The 14720-nt window shown below is 60.7% G+C and carries 17 protein-coding genes; 2 read left to right on the top strand and 15 right to left on the bottom strand.

The window, feature by feature from the left end; translation table 11 throughout:
• Positions 1 to 882 (bottom strand): LysR family transcriptional regulator, encoded by an 882-nt coding sequence (locus tag ACHQGU_RS04365; protein WP_215754949.1) that lies wholly within the window; start codon positions 880 to 882, stop codon positions 1 to 3.
• Positions 883 to 989: 107 nt separating this feature from the next.
• Between ACHQGU_RS04365 and ACHQGU_RS04360 the strand changes: the two genes are divergently transcribed.
• Positions 990 to 2063 carry a YeiH family protein gene (locus ACHQGU_RS04360; protein ID WP_395495990.1) on the top strand — a complete coding sequence of 358 codons (1074 nt, stop codon included), beginning with the start codon at positions 990 to 992 and terminating at the stop codon, positions 2061 to 2063.
• 202 nt (positions 2064 to 2265) lie between these two features.
• Here ACHQGU_RS04360 and ACHQGU_RS04355 read toward each other — a convergent pair whose 3' ends face one another.
• From ACHQGU_RS04355 to rpmH, 8 genes are all read right to left on the bottom strand, one after another.
• A complete protein-coding gene (locus tag ACHQGU_RS04355; protein ID WP_231874902.1) occupies positions 2266 to 2898 on the bottom strand; it encodes a hypothetical protein in 633 nt (210 codons plus the stop codon).
• Positions 2895 to 4091, bottom strand: a complete 1197-nt coding sequence (gene dapE, locus ACHQGU_RS04350; RefSeq protein ID WP_395495989.1) for a succinyl-diaminopimelate desuccinylase — start codon at positions 4089 to 4091, stop codon at positions 2895 to 2897. Before dapE ends, ACHQGU_RS04355 begins: the two co-directional genes overlap by 4 nt.
• A gap of 27 nt (positions 4092 to 4118) precedes the next feature.
• Positions 4119 to 4967, bottom strand: coding sequence for a 2,3,4,5-tetrahydropyridine-2,6-dicarboxylate N-succinyltransferase (dapD, locus tag ACHQGU_RS04345; RefSeq protein WP_395495988.1), 849 nt, complete (start codon positions 4965 to 4967; stop codon positions 4119 to 4121).
• A 182-nt stretch (positions 4968 to 5149) separates the two neighbouring features.
• Positions 5150 to 6055 carry an acetylglutamate kinase gene (gene argB, locus ACHQGU_RS04340; protein ID WP_043551936.1) on the bottom strand — a complete coding sequence of 302 codons (906 nt, stop codon included), beginning with the start codon at positions 6053 to 6055 and terminating at the stop codon, positions 5150 to 5152.
• 36 nt (positions 6056 to 6091) lie between these two features.
• Entirely contained in the window at positions 6092 to 6769 is a 678-nt protein-coding gene (gene yihA / locus ACHQGU_RS04335) for a ribosome biogenesis GTP-binding protein YihA/YsxC (protein ID WP_373687478.1), read from the bottom strand.
• Positions 6769 to 8535, bottom strand: coding sequence for a membrane protein insertase YidC (yidC, locus tag ACHQGU_RS04330; protein WP_395495987.1), 1767 nt, complete (start codon positions 8533 to 8535; stop codon positions 6769 to 6771). Before yidC ends, yihA begins: the two co-directional genes overlap by 1 nt.
• Positions 8536 to 8684: 149 nt before the next feature.
• On the bottom strand, positions 8685 to 9092 hold the full coding sequence (rnpA, locus tag ACHQGU_RS04325) for a ribonuclease P protein component (protein ID WP_061507818.1): 408 nt from the start codon (positions 9090 to 9092) through the stop codon (positions 8685 to 8687).
• Positions 9093 to 9115: 23 nt separating this feature from the next.
• On the bottom strand, positions 9116 to 9250 hold the full coding sequence (gene rpmH, locus ACHQGU_RS04320; protein ID WP_043553126.1) for a 50S ribosomal protein L34: 135 nt from the start codon (positions 9248 to 9250) through the stop codon (positions 9116 to 9118).
• 150 nt (positions 9251 to 9400) lie between these two features.
• Between rpmH and ACHQGU_RS04315 the strand changes: the two genes are divergently transcribed.
• Positions 9401 to 9949 (top strand): hypothetical protein, encoded by a 549-nt coding sequence (locus ACHQGU_RS04315; protein WP_395495986.1) that lies wholly within the window; start codon positions 9401 to 9403, stop codon positions 9947 to 9949.
• Positions 9950 to 9955: 6 nt separating this feature from the next.
• Here ACHQGU_RS04315 and gloA read toward each other — a convergent pair whose 3' ends face one another.
• The 6 genes from gloA to ACHQGU_RS04285 form a co-directional block, all read right to left on the bottom strand.
• The gene (gene gloA, locus ACHQGU_RS04310; RefSeq protein WP_395495985.1) at positions 9956 to 10348 is read right to left on the bottom strand and encodes a lactoylglutathione lyase; all 393 of its coding nucleotides are present in this window, start codon (positions 10346 to 10348) and stop codon (positions 9956 to 9958) included.
• A 31-nt stretch (positions 10349 to 10379) separates the two neighbouring features.
• Positions 10380 to 11222, bottom strand: a complete 843-nt coding sequence (locus tag ACHQGU_RS04305; RefSeq protein ID WP_395495984.1) for an LpxI family protein — start codon at positions 11220 to 11222, stop codon at positions 10380 to 10382.
• Positions 11219 to 12076 carry an acyl-ACP--UDP-N-acetylglucosamine O-acyltransferase gene (lpxA, locus tag ACHQGU_RS04300; RefSeq protein WP_062140515.1) on the bottom strand — a complete coding sequence of 286 codons (858 nt, stop codon included), beginning with the start codon at positions 12074 to 12076 and terminating at the stop codon, positions 11219 to 11221. Before lpxA ends, ACHQGU_RS04305 begins: the two co-directional genes overlap by 4 nt.
• A 135-nt stretch (positions 12077 to 12211) precedes the next feature.
• The gene (gene fabZ, locus ACHQGU_RS04295; RefSeq protein ID WP_061507841.1) at positions 12212 to 12622 is read right to left on the bottom strand and encodes a 3-hydroxyacyl-ACP dehydratase FabZ; all 411 of its coding nucleotides are present in this window, start codon (positions 12620 to 12622) and stop codon (positions 12212 to 12214) included.
• A gap of 111 nt (positions 12623 to 12733) precedes the next feature.
• Positions 12734 to 13819: a UDP-3-O-(3-hydroxymyristoyl)glucosamine N-acyltransferase gene (lpxD, locus tag ACHQGU_RS04290; protein WP_395495983.1), complete on the bottom strand. Its 1086-nt coding sequence runs from the start codon at positions 13817 to 13819 to the stop codon at positions 12734 to 12736.
• A gap of 2 nt (positions 13820 to 13821) precedes the next feature.
• Entirely contained in the window at positions 13822 to 14718 is an 897-nt protein-coding gene (locus ACHQGU_RS04285) for an OmpH family outer membrane protein (RefSeq protein ID WP_082779568.1), read from the bottom strand.
• Between the last annotated feature and the right edge of the window lie 2 nt (positions 14719 to 14720).

The following is a 14720-nucleotide window of genomic DNA, read 5'->3' as shown; positions in this document are numbered from 1 at the left end:
TCAGTCCGCCGAACGCTGAGCAATAAAATCCGTCAGAGCCTCAACGGCGTGACTGCGGTACCGTTCCTTGTGCCGCAAGCCGAAGAACACGCGCGGGCCAAAGGTCACCGGGGCCGCATGCAGTGTTCTCGCCGCCAGAGCCGGGGCCACCACCAGTGAGGACAGGCCCGCAATCCCCGCTCCGGCTTCCACTGCCGTGCGCACACTCTCGTTGGAGGGCAGCACAAGTGCCTCATGCAGAGTTTCCGGTTTCACGCCAATCTGCCGCAAACAGTCATCCAGCGTGGACCGCGTGCCAGAGCCTTGCTCCCGCATAATCCAGCGGGCTTTTTGCAACGCTTTGGCCGTGCAGCTTCGTGCATCAAACGGTGTGGACTGCACCAGCACCAGCTGATCCTGCGCAATGGGCCACTGCGCCAGAACTGGATTATCTACCTTGCCTTCCACAATCCCAAGGTCAGACTGCCCCGCTTGCACATGTGCGGCCACCTGCTGGGTGTTGCCAATTTCCAGCACGATTTCGATATGCGGGAAACGCTCGCGGAAGGCCGCCAGCAGCGGCGGCAACCAGTAAGCCGCAATGGTCTGGCTGGCCACCACGCGCAGGGTCCCGCGCTTCAAACCGCTCAGATCATCCAGCATGGCTTCCGCCGCCTGCACACGGTCCAGAATGATGCGGGCTTCAGCCAGAAACAGCGTTCCGGCTTCCGTCAGCACAATGCCTCGCCCCACCCGATGAAACAGCCGGACCCCGTGCCGGGCCTCCAAAGCGGCAATAGCCGCCGAAACAGCAGACTGCGTGACATGCAGAGCCCGGGCGGCCTCCGTCATGTGCTCACGCTCGGCCACACACAAAAAAATACGAAGCTGTTCCAGTGTCATGCCAATCCGCTCCCTTATTCATCACTTTTACTAATTGGAATAAGAAAAACAATGCGTTGGATTGATTGATCTTCTGCGCCTAGATCAAACGGCAGAAGGACATCGAGATGACGAAACCCGCCAATTTTTCCCTGCTGCACACCGCTCGCACTCTGCTGCCGGGCATTGGTTTATGCGTGGCGATTACCGCTGCCGCCTACGCCCTTCAATCAATCGAAGTGCTGTTATTTGGCAAGGCGTGGCTGGAAGCCCTTGTGCTGGCCATTCTGCTGGGCACCTGCGTGCGGAGCCTGTGGTCGCCGGACGCCGGCTGGCAGGCGGGCATCTGTTTTAGCGCACGCACGCTGCTTGAAATTTCCGTGGTCCTGTTGGGCGTGTCCATAAGTGCTGCCAGCGTTGTCTCTCTTGGGCCTGTGTTGCTGGTGGGCATTGCTGCGGTTGTCGCCGCTGCCATTCTGGTCAGCTTTGGCATTGGCACGCTGCTGGGCCTGCCGCCCCGCATGGCCCTGCTGGTGGCTTGCGGCAATGCCATTTGCGGGAATTCCGCCATTGCCGCCGTCGCCCCCGTGATCCGGGCAGACGCCAAGGATGTGGCCGCCTCCATCGCCTTTACTGCTGTGCTGGGCGTAGTCGTAGTGCTTGGTCTGCCAGTGCTGGGCATTGCGGCGGGTATGACGGGCATCTCCTTTGGTATCTTTGCCGGGATGACGGTCTATGCCGTGCCGCAGGTTCTGGCCGCCACCTTGCCGCTTGGCACGCTGGCGGTGCAGATGGGCACCGTGGTCAAACTGGTGCGGGTGCTCATGCTAGGGCCGGTCTGTTTTGCCCTCTCCCTCCTCGCCCCCAAACTCCCCCCGGAAAAGCCTGATGGGAGTGACATCACCGCCGGGCCTGCCACCCCCAAACGGGCCGGTTTTGCGCAGTTCGTGCCGTGGTTCATTCTGGGCTTTCTGGCCCTCATGCTCTGCCGCACCTTCGGTCTGGTGCCTGCCGGATGGATTGCGCCAATCAATCAGGTCGCCACGGTGCTGACCGTCATCTCCATGGCCGCCCTCGGGCTTGGCGTCGATGCCCGAACCGTGACCAAAGCCGGGAGCCGCGTAACAACGGCGGTCGTCCTCTCACTGGCCGGGCTTGGCGTGCTGAGCCTGCTGCTGCTGGACGTCGTGCATCTCCGATAAGACCGGGGATAAAGGCGCTCTTCGCGCTGAGCCAGTGAGCCAGTGAGCCAGTGAGCCAGTGAGCCAGTGAGCCAGCCTATGATCCGTAACCCAGCACCTCACACCATAAAAAAAGCCTGTGCAGTCTGAGAGAAAATATCTCAAACCAGCACAGGCTTTCTCGAAACAGAGCCTCGTCGCTCCAACGCGCAAACCGCCTTGTTTAGTGAGACGGTTTGACCGCAATCATCGGCTGAAGCAGATCCTGCATCACGATGTAATGCGGCGGCAGCAACGCGGCGAGGCCATAGAGAACCAGTGTGACAGCCAGAACCGAAACATACAGCAGCAGCGCACGGCTCCGGGTCAGTCCAAGCCCGACGCGGGCCACATACCATTGCAGCCACATCTCATAGATGGAAACCGTGACCATCAGGGAAGCCATGAACCCCGGCTGATGCAGCAGCGGCGGGAATAGCAGGCCCGCCAGAACTGTGGCCACCAGAGAAATGAGCACCACCACCCAGCCGCACCATGTGGCCGCCGTGATGTAGCGCATCCAGAGCGCATCCCGCCCCCATTTATGGGCATAAAACTGGGAGACAACAGCTGGCAGCAGCACCACGCAGAGAGACAGCAGAAGCTTGGTAAAGCCCAGTGCCTTATCCGGCTGCATGGCCGCCTGAAACAGGCCGACCAGCAGCAGTGCCAGCTGCGGCGCCAGTGCCGCGCCAAAGGAATCCGGCGTGCCCTGAAAGCACGCAATACCTTCACGCCGCCCGCTGGCCAGCAGCAGCATACCCTGCAAAATTCTGCGACCGTTACCCTGCTTGCCAGAACCCGAACTTGAAATCACGCCATGACCCCTTCCAGAAAGGTCTTGTAAATCACCGTCAATGTTTCCAGATCGGCCAGTGTGGTGTGTTCATCCACCTTATGGATGCTGGCCCCGACGAGCCCAAATTCGGCCACCGGACAATAATTTGCAATAAAGCGGGCGTCAGACGTGCCGCCCCCGGTATCCAGCTTGGGCGTGCGCCCCGTGACAGTCTGCACAGCCTGCACCAGATGGTCCGTCGCCGGCCCCGGTGCCGTGAGGAACGATTCCCCGCTAATCCGCACACTCACCCGCGCCGTGGGCGCATGCTGGCGGCAAATGGTTTCCAGCCAGCCTTTCAGGCCAGCCCCCGTATGCAGGTCATTAAACCGGATATTCAGCCGGGCTTCCGCCGTGGCCGGAATGAGATTGGTCGCCGTGTTGCCCACATCCATGCTGGTAATTTGCAGGCTGGACGGTTCAAACCACTCGGAGCCATTGTCCAGCGGCGTCTCCCGCAGGGCCGTCAGCACGCTCAGCAGTTTATGCACCGGGTTATCGGCGCGATGCGGATAGGCCACATGGCCCTGCACGCCCTCCACCACAATATGCGCGTTCAGGCTGCCCCGGCGGCCGATCTTGATCATATCACCCATGGCGGCGGGATTGGTCGGCTCACCCACCACGCAATAATCCGGGATCTGGTCTTTCTCCGCCATCCATTCCAGCACCTTGCAGGTGCCGTAGGTGGCGGGGCCTTCTTCATCGCCGGTAATCAGCAGACTGATGGAACCGGGCACACCGCCCTGCTCCACGCATCGCGCCACGGCGGAGACAAACGCGGCAATGCCGCCCTTCATGTCACACGCGCCCCGGCCGAACAGAATGCCATCAGAAATTTCCGCCGCATAAGGCGGATGCGTCCACGCACTCTCCGCACCCGGCGGCACAACATCGGTATGGCCCGCAAAACAGATGTGCGGCCCAGCCCTGCCCAGCCGCGCAAACAGGTTGGGCGTGCGTTCTGCCCCGTCCCCATAGGGAAGAGACACCACGGTAAAGCCCAGCGCCTCCAGCATGGCCGCCAGAGTCTGCTGAGCAGGACCGGGATCGGGCGAGACAGAGGCATGACGGATCAGCGCCTGCGTCACCGCCACCGGGTCTGTCAGCACGGGCAAAAGCCCGGTCTGGGGTCCGGTTGGAAGGGTCTGGTCCGGCGCTGAATATGTCATTGCGTGTCTGCCCGAGGTTCCCTCTGCTTAGTCGCGCAGCAGGTCGTTAATGGAGGTCTTGGAGCGTGTGCGCTCGTCCACCCGCTTCACAATCACGGCGCAGGCCAGATTGGGGTTCGGGCGACCATCGGGGCCAACCGGCTTAGAAGACGGCAGCGTGCCCGGCACCACAACGGAATAGGCCGGAACGCGACCCATGAAGATTTCACCCGTTGCACGGTCCACAATCTTGGTGGACGCGCCAAGGAAAACGCCCATGGACAGCACGGAACCGCGCTCCACAATCACGCCTTCCGCCACTTCGGAGCGCGCACCGATAAAGCAGTTATCTTCAATAATGACCGGAGCCGCCTGCAGCGGTTCCAGAACACCGCCAATACCAGCACCGCCGCTGATGTGGCAGTTGCTGCCAATCTGCGCACAGCTGCCAACGGTCGCCCAGGTATCCACCATGGTGCCGCTGCCCACATGGGCGCCCACGTTCACAAAGCTCGGCATCAGCACCGCACCGGGCGCGATGTAGGCTGAGTAACGCACCATGGCACCCGGCACTACGCGGAAGCCGGCTTTTTCAAAACGGGCCTGATCCCAGCCCTGAAACTTGACAGGAACCTTGTCAAACGCCGGGCCGCCCGCAGCAGCACCCGGCATGACAATGCTGTCATTCAGACGGAAAGAAAGCAGAACGGCCTTTTTCAGCCATTCATGCACCACCCAGCCATTTTCGCTGGGAGCTGCAACGCGCAGACGCCCGGAATCCAGCGCCTCGAGAGCGGTTTCAATCGCCTTGCGATCGTCACCCGTCGTGGCGGAGGAAATCCGGTCACGAGCTTCCCACAGAGTTTCAATTTGAGCGCGGAGAGTTTCTTCAGTCATGAGACACCGTCAGACAGGATGGAGAACAGGGCCGGGGCAGCGCCACCGACCGGCAAAAAGAGGAAGGAACCATGCGGACAGGGCACGCTCCTGTCAACGCGCCGGTGCCGGACACCTGCCATCAGCACGGTTCAGAATCGGGCTCTGATCCACCGTGCGGGCGGCAGGTTTCAAAACAGCAATTAGTCCGCGCGGATCAACGTGCCGGAACCAGAGGCCGTAAACAGTTCCAGCAAACAGGCATGCGGCGTGCGGCCATTGATGATGACGGCAGCCCGCGCCCCGGCCTGCACGGCCTGAATGCAGGTTTCCACTTTGGGGATCATGCCGCCGGTAATCACGCCATCCGCAATGGCCTGACGTGCCTGTTCCGCCGTCAGTTCGGGGATCAGGTTGCCATCTTTATCCAGCACACCGGGCACGTCCGTCAGCATCAGCAGGCGCGTGGCATGCACGGCCCCGGCCACAGCACCGGCTGCGGTATCGGCATTGATGTTGTAGGTCGCACCGTCTTCACCCAGACCAACCGGCGCAATCACCGGAATCAGGCCGGAGCCGGACAGAGCGTAAATCACCCGCGGATCCACCTTCACCGGCTCACCCACAAACCCCAGATCCAGCACACGCTCAATCTGGCTGTCCGGGTCACGCACGGTGCGGGCCAGCTTGCGGGCGGTAATCAGCTTGCCGTCCTTGCCGGAAATGCCCACTGCCAGCGCACCGGCCTGACTGATGAGTTCCGCGACTTCCTTATTCACGGAACCAGCCAGCACCATTTCGATCACATCAACCATGTTGGCATCCGTGACGCGCAGGCCATCCACAAAGGTGGAGCTGATATCCAGCCGCTTCAGCATCTGGTTGATCTGCGGGCCACCGCCATGCACGACAACCGGATTGATGCCGACCAGCTTGAGCAGGGCAATATCCCGCCCGAATGTCAGGGCCAGTTCCGGGTCCCCCATGGCGTGTCCACCATATTTGACCACAATGGTGTCACCCGCATACCGCCGCAGATACGGCAGGGCACTGGCCAGCACTGCGGCTTCATGGTGCAGATCAGGCAATGAGGAAGAAGGGTCGGTCATGGGCTGAAAATCCTGCTCGATAATCCTGCCGGGGGGTTATTGCGGCGGCAGAGCAAACGCCGCAAGTTCTGCGCGCAGCTGCTCAATGCCCAGCCCGGTCTCGCTGCTGGTCACGGAAAGGAAGGGGCACGCCGCAGGGTGGCGTTTGGTCAGAGCCAGAACCTCTTCTTCCTTGCGGGCCAGAGCCGTCGGCTTGACGGCATCACACTTGGTCAGCACCACCTGAAAGCTGACGGCTGCGCGGTCCAGCAGCTTCATCACTTCCAGATCATGCGGTTTGACTTCAATGCGCGCATCCAGCAGCAGCATCACCCGCCGTAGGCCGGGGCGGCCACGCAGGTAGTCAAACATCATTTCCTGCCAGTCTTCCTTGACCGACTTCGCCGCCTTGGCAAAGCCGTAGCCCGGCATATCCACCAGCATCAGCCGATGGGCGAGGTCAAAAAAGTTCAGCTGTTTGGTGCGGCCCGGCTGGGAGGACGCACGGGCCAGCGTCTTGCGGCCTGTCAGCGCATTAACCAGCGTGGACTTACCCACGTTGGAACGACCGGCAAACGCAATTTCCGGCAGCGTCTGCGGTGGCAGCTGCCCGAGCTTCTGCGCCCCGAAAATGAAGTCGCACGAACCGGCAAAAAGCCGCCGCCCATCTTCCAGGGCGGCGGCAATCTGCTCGTCATTCGTCAGTTCACGAAAGTCTGTTCCGGCTTCAGGCATCAGCGCTTGCTCACTACGGTCGTCTTGGCATCAGCATTTTTGTCAGCCGCCTTGAAGCGCCCGAGGATGATGAACTGCTGCAACGCGGTCAGAAGGTTGCTCCACGCATAGTAGATCACCAGACCAACCGGCTGATGCGCCATGAAGAAGGTGAACACCAGCGGGATGAAGGCCATCACCTTCTGCTGTGCCGGGTCCATGTTGGTGGAGCTGGAGCTGATCTTCTGCATCAGGAACATGGTGGCCCCATACAGGATCGGCCATGCGCCAAGCGAGAGGATGGACAGCACCTGCGCCGGGTCAAACGGAATCAGCCCGAACAGGTTGAACACATTCGTCGGGTCGGGTGCGGACAGATCCTTAATCCAGCCAAAGAACGGCGCGTGGCGCATTTCAATGGTGACGTAGAGATCCTTATACAGACACCAGAACACCGGAGCCTGAATGAACAGCGGCAGGAAACCACCGAACAGGTTCACGCCCTCTTCCCGATACAGGCCCATGATATGCTGCTGCATAGCCATCGGGTCGTCTTTGTAGCGGGCGCGGATCTGGTCCACCTTCGGCTTCAGGCGAGCCGTCTTCCACGTCATACGCATCTGCTTGATGGTCAGCGGCAGGAAGAGCAGCTTCACGATCACGGTAAAGGTCAGCAGAGCCAGACCGAAGTTGCCGATCATCGTGTAGAGCCAGTCCAGCACGAAGAACACCGGGCGCGTCAGGAACGCCAGCCACCCAAAGTCCACTGCTTTCCAGAACATGGGCACATGCAGATCGTGCTCATAGCGGTCCAGCAGACGCACTTCCTTCGCACCGGCAAACACATGTGCTTCGGAAGAGGCCGTCTGGCCCGCAGCAACCTGCACCGGAGCGGTAGACGTAAAGCCAACCTGATAGGTGTGCTGAGCAGGCAGATAGGTATAAGCGCCAACAACCTGTGTGCTCTGGTCCGGCAGAACGGCCATCAGCCAGTATTTGTCGGTAATACCAGCCCAGCCGCCTGTGCCCTGATGGCTCCAGGAGACATTATCCGGCGGCACGCCGTCGTTGCGCAGGGCTTTGTAAGAGCCTTCGTTCAGACGACCATCAATAACGGAAATCGGGCCTTCATGCACCAGCATGCCGCCTGTTGTTTCCGGCGTGTAACCACGATTGACGCGATAGTACGGATACAGCGCCACCGCCTGACCCGTGGCGTTATGCACGCGCTGGGTGACGGTGAACATGAAGTCCTGATCCACCGCCAGAGCGATTTCAAACGTCAGGCCCTGCCCGTTATCCCATGAGAGGGTGACGGGATGGGCCGAATCCAGCTTCGTGTTGTCCGCTTTCCACAACGTACGAGAATCGGGCAGACGCACCGAGACATCGGACGGAGCACGCCAGCCGAAATCAATAAAGTCCGGCTTGGAGCCCGTGCCATCCGCCAGAACGCGCACGTCCGGGCTGTCCGGCTTGACGGTTTCCCGATATTTTTTGAGGACCAGATCATCCAGCCGCGCACCGCGCAGATTGATGGAGCCCTGCACGGCGGGCGCATCAATCGCCAGATGCGCATCCGGCCCGTTGGTCTCACTCACCGCATCGCCTGCGGATTGTGTGGATGCTGTGGAAGAAGGCTGCGCAGCACCAGACGGCGGCGCAGAAACACTTTGCGTGGTCTGCTGCGTGACAGGAGCCTTGGGCGCCTGCGGGAAGAAATAATCAAACCCGATGAGAACCGCAGCTGACAGCAGTGTTGCCAGTATCAGACGTCTTGTATCCATTGCTGGCCTGCTGGCCCCCCTGCACGAAACGGAACAGATAATTTAACCGCGAAACACGGAGTCTTCACGGCACTCTGGTTTCCAGCGCAGGATGAGCAGGAATGCAAGCCGGGAAAGCATCTTCCTGCCCTGTAGGACAGGCGGACGTCTTACTTCTGGCCGGGCTTTGCGCTCCGGTCAGCCTGAGAAAGACACAGCTGCAAGGCTTTGCGAAAATCTGCCACCAGATCCGCAAAAGAGCGGTTCAGGGTTGCAGCGCGGCCAATCAGAACCAGATCAAGGCCGTTAAGAGGTGTTTCAGTTTCCACAATGCGGACAACCTCGCGCAGCCTGCGGCGGGCGCGGTTGCGGACCACGGAGTTTCCAACTTTTTTTGTCACGGTAAAGCCAATGCGCGGTGCATTGGAGTCGGCGCGCTGAAAAAGCTGGAGCACCAGCCCCCGCACGGGCGCTTTACGCCCACGCGCGGCCAGAAAGAGAAACTCTTTCCGCTTTTTAAGGCGTTGGGAACGAACAGGCTCAGCCCCCGCTCCCTCCAGACGCTCACGCTGTTGCATGATGCCCGTAAGCCATAAAAAGCTTAAGCGGAGAGACGCTTACGGCCTTTGGAACGACGGTTGGCGATGATCTTGCGGCCACCAACAGTTGCCATACGTGAGCGGAAACCATGGCGACGCTTGCGGACCAGCCGGGACGGTTGATAAGTGCGCTTCATTGCAGCACTCCCTTCATTGATACAGATATGCAGGCAGCCCAAAGCCACCTGTCTTGAAGGGCCGGCTTATAATGTTCAGAAAGGAGAACGTCAATCATATCGGCAGAGTCCCGGCACACTCTGTGCCGACAAAAGAAGGGCTGGTCCTCCATGAGCACCTCTCAATCCCCCCTCAGCACCGTCCTGCTTCTGTTCTGCCTGCCTCTTTTGGGGGCTTTGGTGGCGGGTCTGCTGGGCCTGTCCTTCCCTGCCGGCCTGCTGCCCGTCGCCCTGACCGCAGGAGTTGGGGCCTGGCTGGGAACGCGCTTCCGGCACCCTGCGCCGACTGATTCGGGGCGTATTTCCGCCCGGCAGCCCGCAGAATCGCTCTCTAATGCCCAGTTCGCAGGGGTTGCTGAATCCTCAGCGCCTTCCACGGCACCTACTGCGTCGGCAAGACCAGCAGCAGAAGCTTCGGCCGGATCAGCCCCGGTCACGGCCTCGCAGCCGCCGTCGGGTCCGGCAGTGCGCCCTCAGACCTCACTCCCCACACCCGACCCTAAACTGCGCCACGATATCCGGAATATTCTCTCACCCGCGATGCTGGCGGCTGAACAGCTCGGCACCAGCACGGACCCGCTGGTGCTCAAAGCCGTCAAAACCATTGACGAGTCTCTAGACCGCGCCCTGCTCCGGCTGAAGCAGAAGCCGCAGTCCTGAGAGGCCTTAATCCGGGCGCTGGATCAGTTCGATCTTGTAGCCGTCCGGATCTTCGACAAACGCGATGATGGAGGTGCCGAATTTGACCGGACCAGCCTCCCGCGTAACCTTACTACCCCCGGCACGTACCTTCTCCACCGCTGCCGCCACATCGGGCACGCCAACGGCAAAATGACCAAAGCCGGTGCCGACCTCATAGCCATCATCCTGCCCCCAGTTATAGGTCAGTTCGATTTCGGCCTGTCCGGCAGCATTATCCGCATAGCCAATAAAGACGAGGGTATATTTACCGTCCGGCACTTCACGCCGACGCAATTCATGCATGCCCAGAAGCTTGTAAAAAGCGATACTGTCATCCAGATTTTTCACCCGGACCATGGTGTGCAAGTAACTTGCCATTGCGCAGTCTCTCCTCTGTTTCGCTTTGTTTTTAGCGCGTGAGAGGCTCCGGGGTTACCGCAATCAGGAATAATCCTGCCTGATTGGCCTCGGCCACGCAGGCATCCCGATCTGTCAGCAGGGTATGCCCGGCCTCAAACGCAATGCCGCGCAGGCCCGCCAGATGCGCGTTTCGCACGGTGGCGGGACCAATAGTGGGCATATCCGCCCGCTTATCCTGCCCCGGCTTGAGGAGCTTGACCAGCACCCCGCCCTCGCCCGGCTGCCGACACTCGCCAGCACGGGCCAGCATGCGGTCTGTGCCCTCCATAGCCTCTACAGCCAGCACAAGACCGTTCTGCACCACGCAGCCCTGCCCGATATCCATCCGGCCCAGCGCATGCACAACCTCAATGCCACGGCGGATGTCGGCCATCGCCTGTTCATCTGGTGCAACAGCACCCAGAACGCCTGGAGGCACAACGGCATGAGACAGAAATTCGTGCGCACCCCGCACACAAAAGCCTTCCTCACCCAGAATGCGGACCAGAGCCGCCAGAAGCCCGTCATCGCCCGCAAACAAGGCCCGGCCCAATCGGGCCAGAATGCGCGCGCCTTCGGCGTCAGGATACAGGCTGCGCAGCGACGGGCGACGAATAGGACCAATCAGCACGAGGTCCGTGCACCCATGCGCCCGCAGGAGGGACAGCATCTGTCCGGCAGCGCCAAGGCGTACAAGCTGATGCGGCCAGGGGTTGATCACCTCTGGCTCAGCAAATCCGTCAAATCCAAGAATAAAAACCGGTCGCCCTTCTGCCGCAGCAGCTTCGGCCACGCGTGCCGGAAGCGGACCGCCCCCGGCCAGAATGCCAACTGCGCCGGGCCGCGCGCTCACGCGCCCTCGGTTTCCGCCGTGCTGAAATCTCCACGTGCTACGCGGACAAGGCCGCGCCGACTGGGAGCATCAATAAACTCAAGAATTTCGCGCACGCGGGGTTCATCCCCAAACTCGCGCCGCATGACTTCAAGACGCGCCGCAAACGGACCGTCCTCGGACGCCCCTTTGGGATACAGGGTAAAGAATGCCTTACGCATCCGGTGGATTTCCGCCGACTGCACACCATTCCGGCGCAGCCAGATCCAGTGCAGGCCCACAAGCCGCGCGCGGTTCCCCAGCACGCTGCCATACGGAATGACGTCCGCTTCCACACCAGCCACGCCGCCAACCAGCGCCGCGTGACCAATCCGCACGAACTGATGAATGGCAGCCGAACCCATGACGCGCGCATCATCCTCAATCGTCACATGGCCGCCCATGACCACGTTATTGACGATAATCACCCGGTCACCCAGCGTGCAGTCATGCGCAACATGGGCATTGGCCATAATCAGCACATCGTCACCGATGTGCGTCAGCCCGCTCCCTACGGCGGTGCCACGATGGATGGTGACGTGCTCACGCACCACCGTACGGGCACCGACCTCACAGCGGGTCGGCTCACCTTTATATTTGAGATCCTGCGGCGCCATGCCGACGGTGCTGAACGGAAAATAGCGAGATCCCGCGCCAAGGCGCGTATGACCATCCACCACAACGTGGGAAATCAGCTCCACGTTGTCCTCGATCACCACATTCGGGCCAACGGAACACCACGGACCGATAACCACGCCACGCCCAAGCTGAGCCTCTGGTGCAACAATGGCGGTTGGGTGAACACGCGCCCCCCCGTTTTCTCCTACTGCATGCACCAGTTCTACTCCTCTTTCACCTGTCTGCTTCCCGTACGCCACAATAAGCTTGCGGGAACACCTGCCCCAAAAAACGGGCGTTTTCCGGGCAGGTCAGGATATTTAGCAACAATTATCTCAAAAATAACGGGGGGCTCAACCCATGATCATGGCGCTGAACGTTGCTTCCGCAACGGAGACACCATCCACTTTGGCCACACCACGGAACTTCCACACATTGGCGCGGTGGCGTTCCTTCACAACATGGATGCGCAGCTGGTCACCCGGCTCCACAGGCTTGCGGAACTTGGCATTCTCGATTGTCATGAAATAGACAACCTTGCCCTCAAAAGCCTTACCCAGCGTCAGCACCACCAGCGTGGCCGCTGTCTGCGCCATGGCTTCAACAATCAGCACACCGGGCATGACAGGGCGCACAGGGAAATGCCCCGGAAAGAACGGCTCGTTAACCGAGACATTCTTGATACCGGTTGCTTCTTCCCCGAGCCTGATATCCACCATCCGGTCGATGAGCAGGAAAGGATATCTGTGCGGAATCGCTTGCATAATGCGCGTGACGTCAATCGCATCGATTGTCTGAACGTCCTGCTGCGATTCTTGTTTCGTCTCCACGTCCCCTAGACCACCTTTTTCAGCCGGACAGCGCCCGGTATCTGTTCAACCCTTGCCCGAACCGCCTTCTGCCGGTCCAGACGCTTTTTTGGACAGCTTGCGCAACACCGCCACATTCCGGAAAAACTCCCGGAACGGCATGGCAGGACTGCCAATCACATCAGCGCCGCCCTCAACATCAGACATCACGCCGCATTGCGCTCCAATACGCGCCTTGGCCCCAATGCGGATATGCCCAATAAGGCCTGCCTGCGCTGCGACGGTCACATAGTCTTCCAGCACAGTGGAGCCCGAAATACCGGCCTGAGACACCACGATACAACACCGTCCAAGCCGGGCGTTGTGGCCGATCTGAACCAGATTGTCGAGCCGGGAGCCTGCACCAATCACGGTATCATTCACAGAACCGCGATCAATTGTGGTGTTTGCGCCAATCTCAACATCATGCTCAAGCACCACCTGCCCGAGTTGCGGCACCGTCTCAAACCCGTTCGGCCCTACAGCAAAACCGAAGCCATCCTGCCCGATGCGCGCACCCGGCAGAATAATCACCCGTTCACCCAGTGTGGCGTGAGAAAGGGTGACATGGCAGCCAATGCGACAATCTGCCGCCAGCACCACGCCCTCACCCACTACAGCATGAGAATTGATGATGCAGCGCGGGCCAATTTCCGCCCGTGCACCCACCACCACAAACGGGCCGATTTCAGCAGAGGGATCCACCACCGCGCTGGCATCAACCACCGCCAGAGGGTGAATACCCGGCTGTGCCGGTGCCTTGGGGTGAAACAACCGCGCAACACGCGACCATGCCAGATACGGCGTGGAGGAAACCAGTGCAGCTGAGTGCGCCGGAACCTTATCCGCAAAAGCCGGAGCCACAATCACCAGACCGGCTTTTGTGCCTTCCAGAAGATGGGCGTAGCGGCGGTTATCCAGAAAGCTGACATGCTGAGCGCCAGCAACCTGCAAGGGGGCAATGCCGGCATAACCCTCAGCGGGAAGAGAGCCTTCCCGCGGCGGGACCAGCGTGGCTCCGGCTGCTTCAGCCAGAGCCTGCCCGTCAAACGGACCAGACCGCGTAAAAAACCGGGGGTCAGCAGGCCCGGAAGACGCTGTAATGCTGGTCATCCTTACTTATGCGCTGCCGGAGCGGCGGCCGGAGCCGCAGGAGCTGCTGCCGGGGCAGGGCCCGTAGCAGGCGCTTCCTGATCCGCATCTGCCGTGGTCGGCATCTTGCCAGATTTTGCCAGCACTTCCGGATCCACGTTGGCGTCCGGAATAAACACGGACGGCAGCACGCCGTTCAGCTGCTTGGCCACTTCGTTGGTAATATCCTGCCCGTCCACATGCAGAGCAACCTGCTCGCTATGCAGCACGAGGTTCATCCCGTGGGAGGCGGCAACTTTCTGGATCACCTGAACCAGTTCACGCTCGATCTGGCCCAGAGAAACCTGAGCGGCTTCCTGAATGATGCGGTTGCGATTACGGAAATCGCGCTGCGCCTTCATCACGCGGTTCTGCAGGCTGCGTTCACGGTTCTGAATCTGGTCAGACGTCATGGACTTGGCCTGAGCCTGCAGGTTCTGCTGCTCATCCCGCCAGCCAGCCTGCTCTTTCTGCAGGTCCTGTGCCAGCGCATCACGACGGCCACCCAGCGTGCGTTCCACCTGCATGGCTGCACTGGACTGACGCATGACACCGGAGACACTGATCACACCAATAACGGTTGCCGGCGGAGCAACGCTCTTGGGCAGATCCTGCATGGAGGGAATGGGCGGCAACGGCAGAACCGGCGGGGTCTGCTGCTGGTCTGCTTCGCTGCTGTCAGCCGGGGCGGCAGGCAGCGGAACCGGGGACGGTGCCCGGCGCTGGGTGTGAGCAGCCGGAGGCGCAGGCTGCTGGGCGGCCTTAGGCACAAACCAGCCGCCGCCCCCAGCGTTCTGAGCCATGGCAGACGGTGCCAGCGCAACGGAAATTGACAGGAGAGCCGCAGAAAGAGCGGCTGTTCTGTTAAACTTGGGCATCATTA

The sequence above is a fragment of the Acetobacter sp. KSO5 genome, from assembly GCF_044094635.1.
Lineage (GTDB): Bacteria > Pseudomonadota > Alphaproteobacteria > Acetobacterales > Acetobacteraceae > Acetobacter > Acetobacter cerevisiae.
This window is presented reverse-complemented; position numbering and strand designations above follow the sequence as displayed.

What these genes read in the sequence shown, in the direction of transcription:
- lpxD (WP_395495983.1), bottom strand. Translation starts at nt 13,819, where the DNA reads ATGACCAGCATTACAGCGTCTTCCGGGCCTGCTGACCCCCGGTTTTTT.
- argB (WP_043551936.1), bottom strand. Translation starts at nt 6,055, where the DNA reads ATGACCGACCCTTCTTCCTCATTGCCTGATCTGCACCATGAAGCCGCA.
- rnpA (WP_061507818.1), bottom strand. Translation starts at nt 9,092, where the DNA reads ATGCAACAGCGTGAGCGTCTGGAGGGAGCGGGGGCTGAGCCTGTTCGT.
- dapE (WP_395495989.1), bottom strand. Translation starts at nt 4,091, where the DNA reads ATGACATATTCAGCGCCGGACCAGACCCTTCCAACCGGACCCCAGACC.
- ACHQGU_RS04285 (WP_082779568.1), bottom strand. Translation starts at nt 14,718, where the DNA reads ATGATGCCCAAGTTTAACAGAACAGCCGCTCTTTCTGCGGCTCTCCTG.
- yidC (WP_395495987.1), bottom strand. Translation starts at nt 8,535, where the DNA reads ATGGATACAAGACGTCTGATACTGGCAACACTGCTGTCAGCTGCGGTT.
- ACHQGU_RS04315 (WP_395495986.1), top strand. Translation starts at nt 9,401, where the DNA reads ATGAGCACCTCTCAATCCCCCCTCAGCACCGTCCTGCTTCTGTTCTGC.
- gloA (WP_395495985.1), bottom strand. Translation starts at nt 10,348, where the DNA reads ATGGCAAGTTACTTGCACACCATGGTCCGGGTGAAAAATCTGGATGAC.
- ACHQGU_RS04360 (WP_395495990.1), top strand. Translation starts at nt 990, where the DNA reads ATGACGAAACCCGCCAATTTTTCCCTGCTGCACACCGCTCGCACTCTG.
- dapD (WP_395495988.1), bottom strand. Translation starts at nt 4,967, where the DNA reads ATGACTGAAGAAACTCTCCGCGCTCAAATTGAAACTCTGTGGGAAGCT.
- fabZ (WP_061507841.1), bottom strand. Translation starts at nt 12,622, where the DNA reads ATGCAAGCGATTCCGCACAGATATCCTTTCCTGCTCATCGACCGGATG.
- rpmH (WP_043553126.1), bottom strand. Translation starts at nt 9,250, where the DNA reads ATGAAGCGCACTTATCAACCGTCCCGGCTGGTCCGCAAGCGTCGCCAT.
- ACHQGU_RS04365 (WP_215754949.1), bottom strand. Translation starts at nt 882, where the DNA reads ATGACACTGGAACAGCTTCGTATTTTTTTGTGTGTGGCCGAGCGTGAG.
- yihA (WP_373687478.1), bottom strand. Translation starts at nt 6,769, where the DNA reads ATGCCTGAAGCCGGAACAGACTTTCGTGAACTGACGAATGACGAGCAG.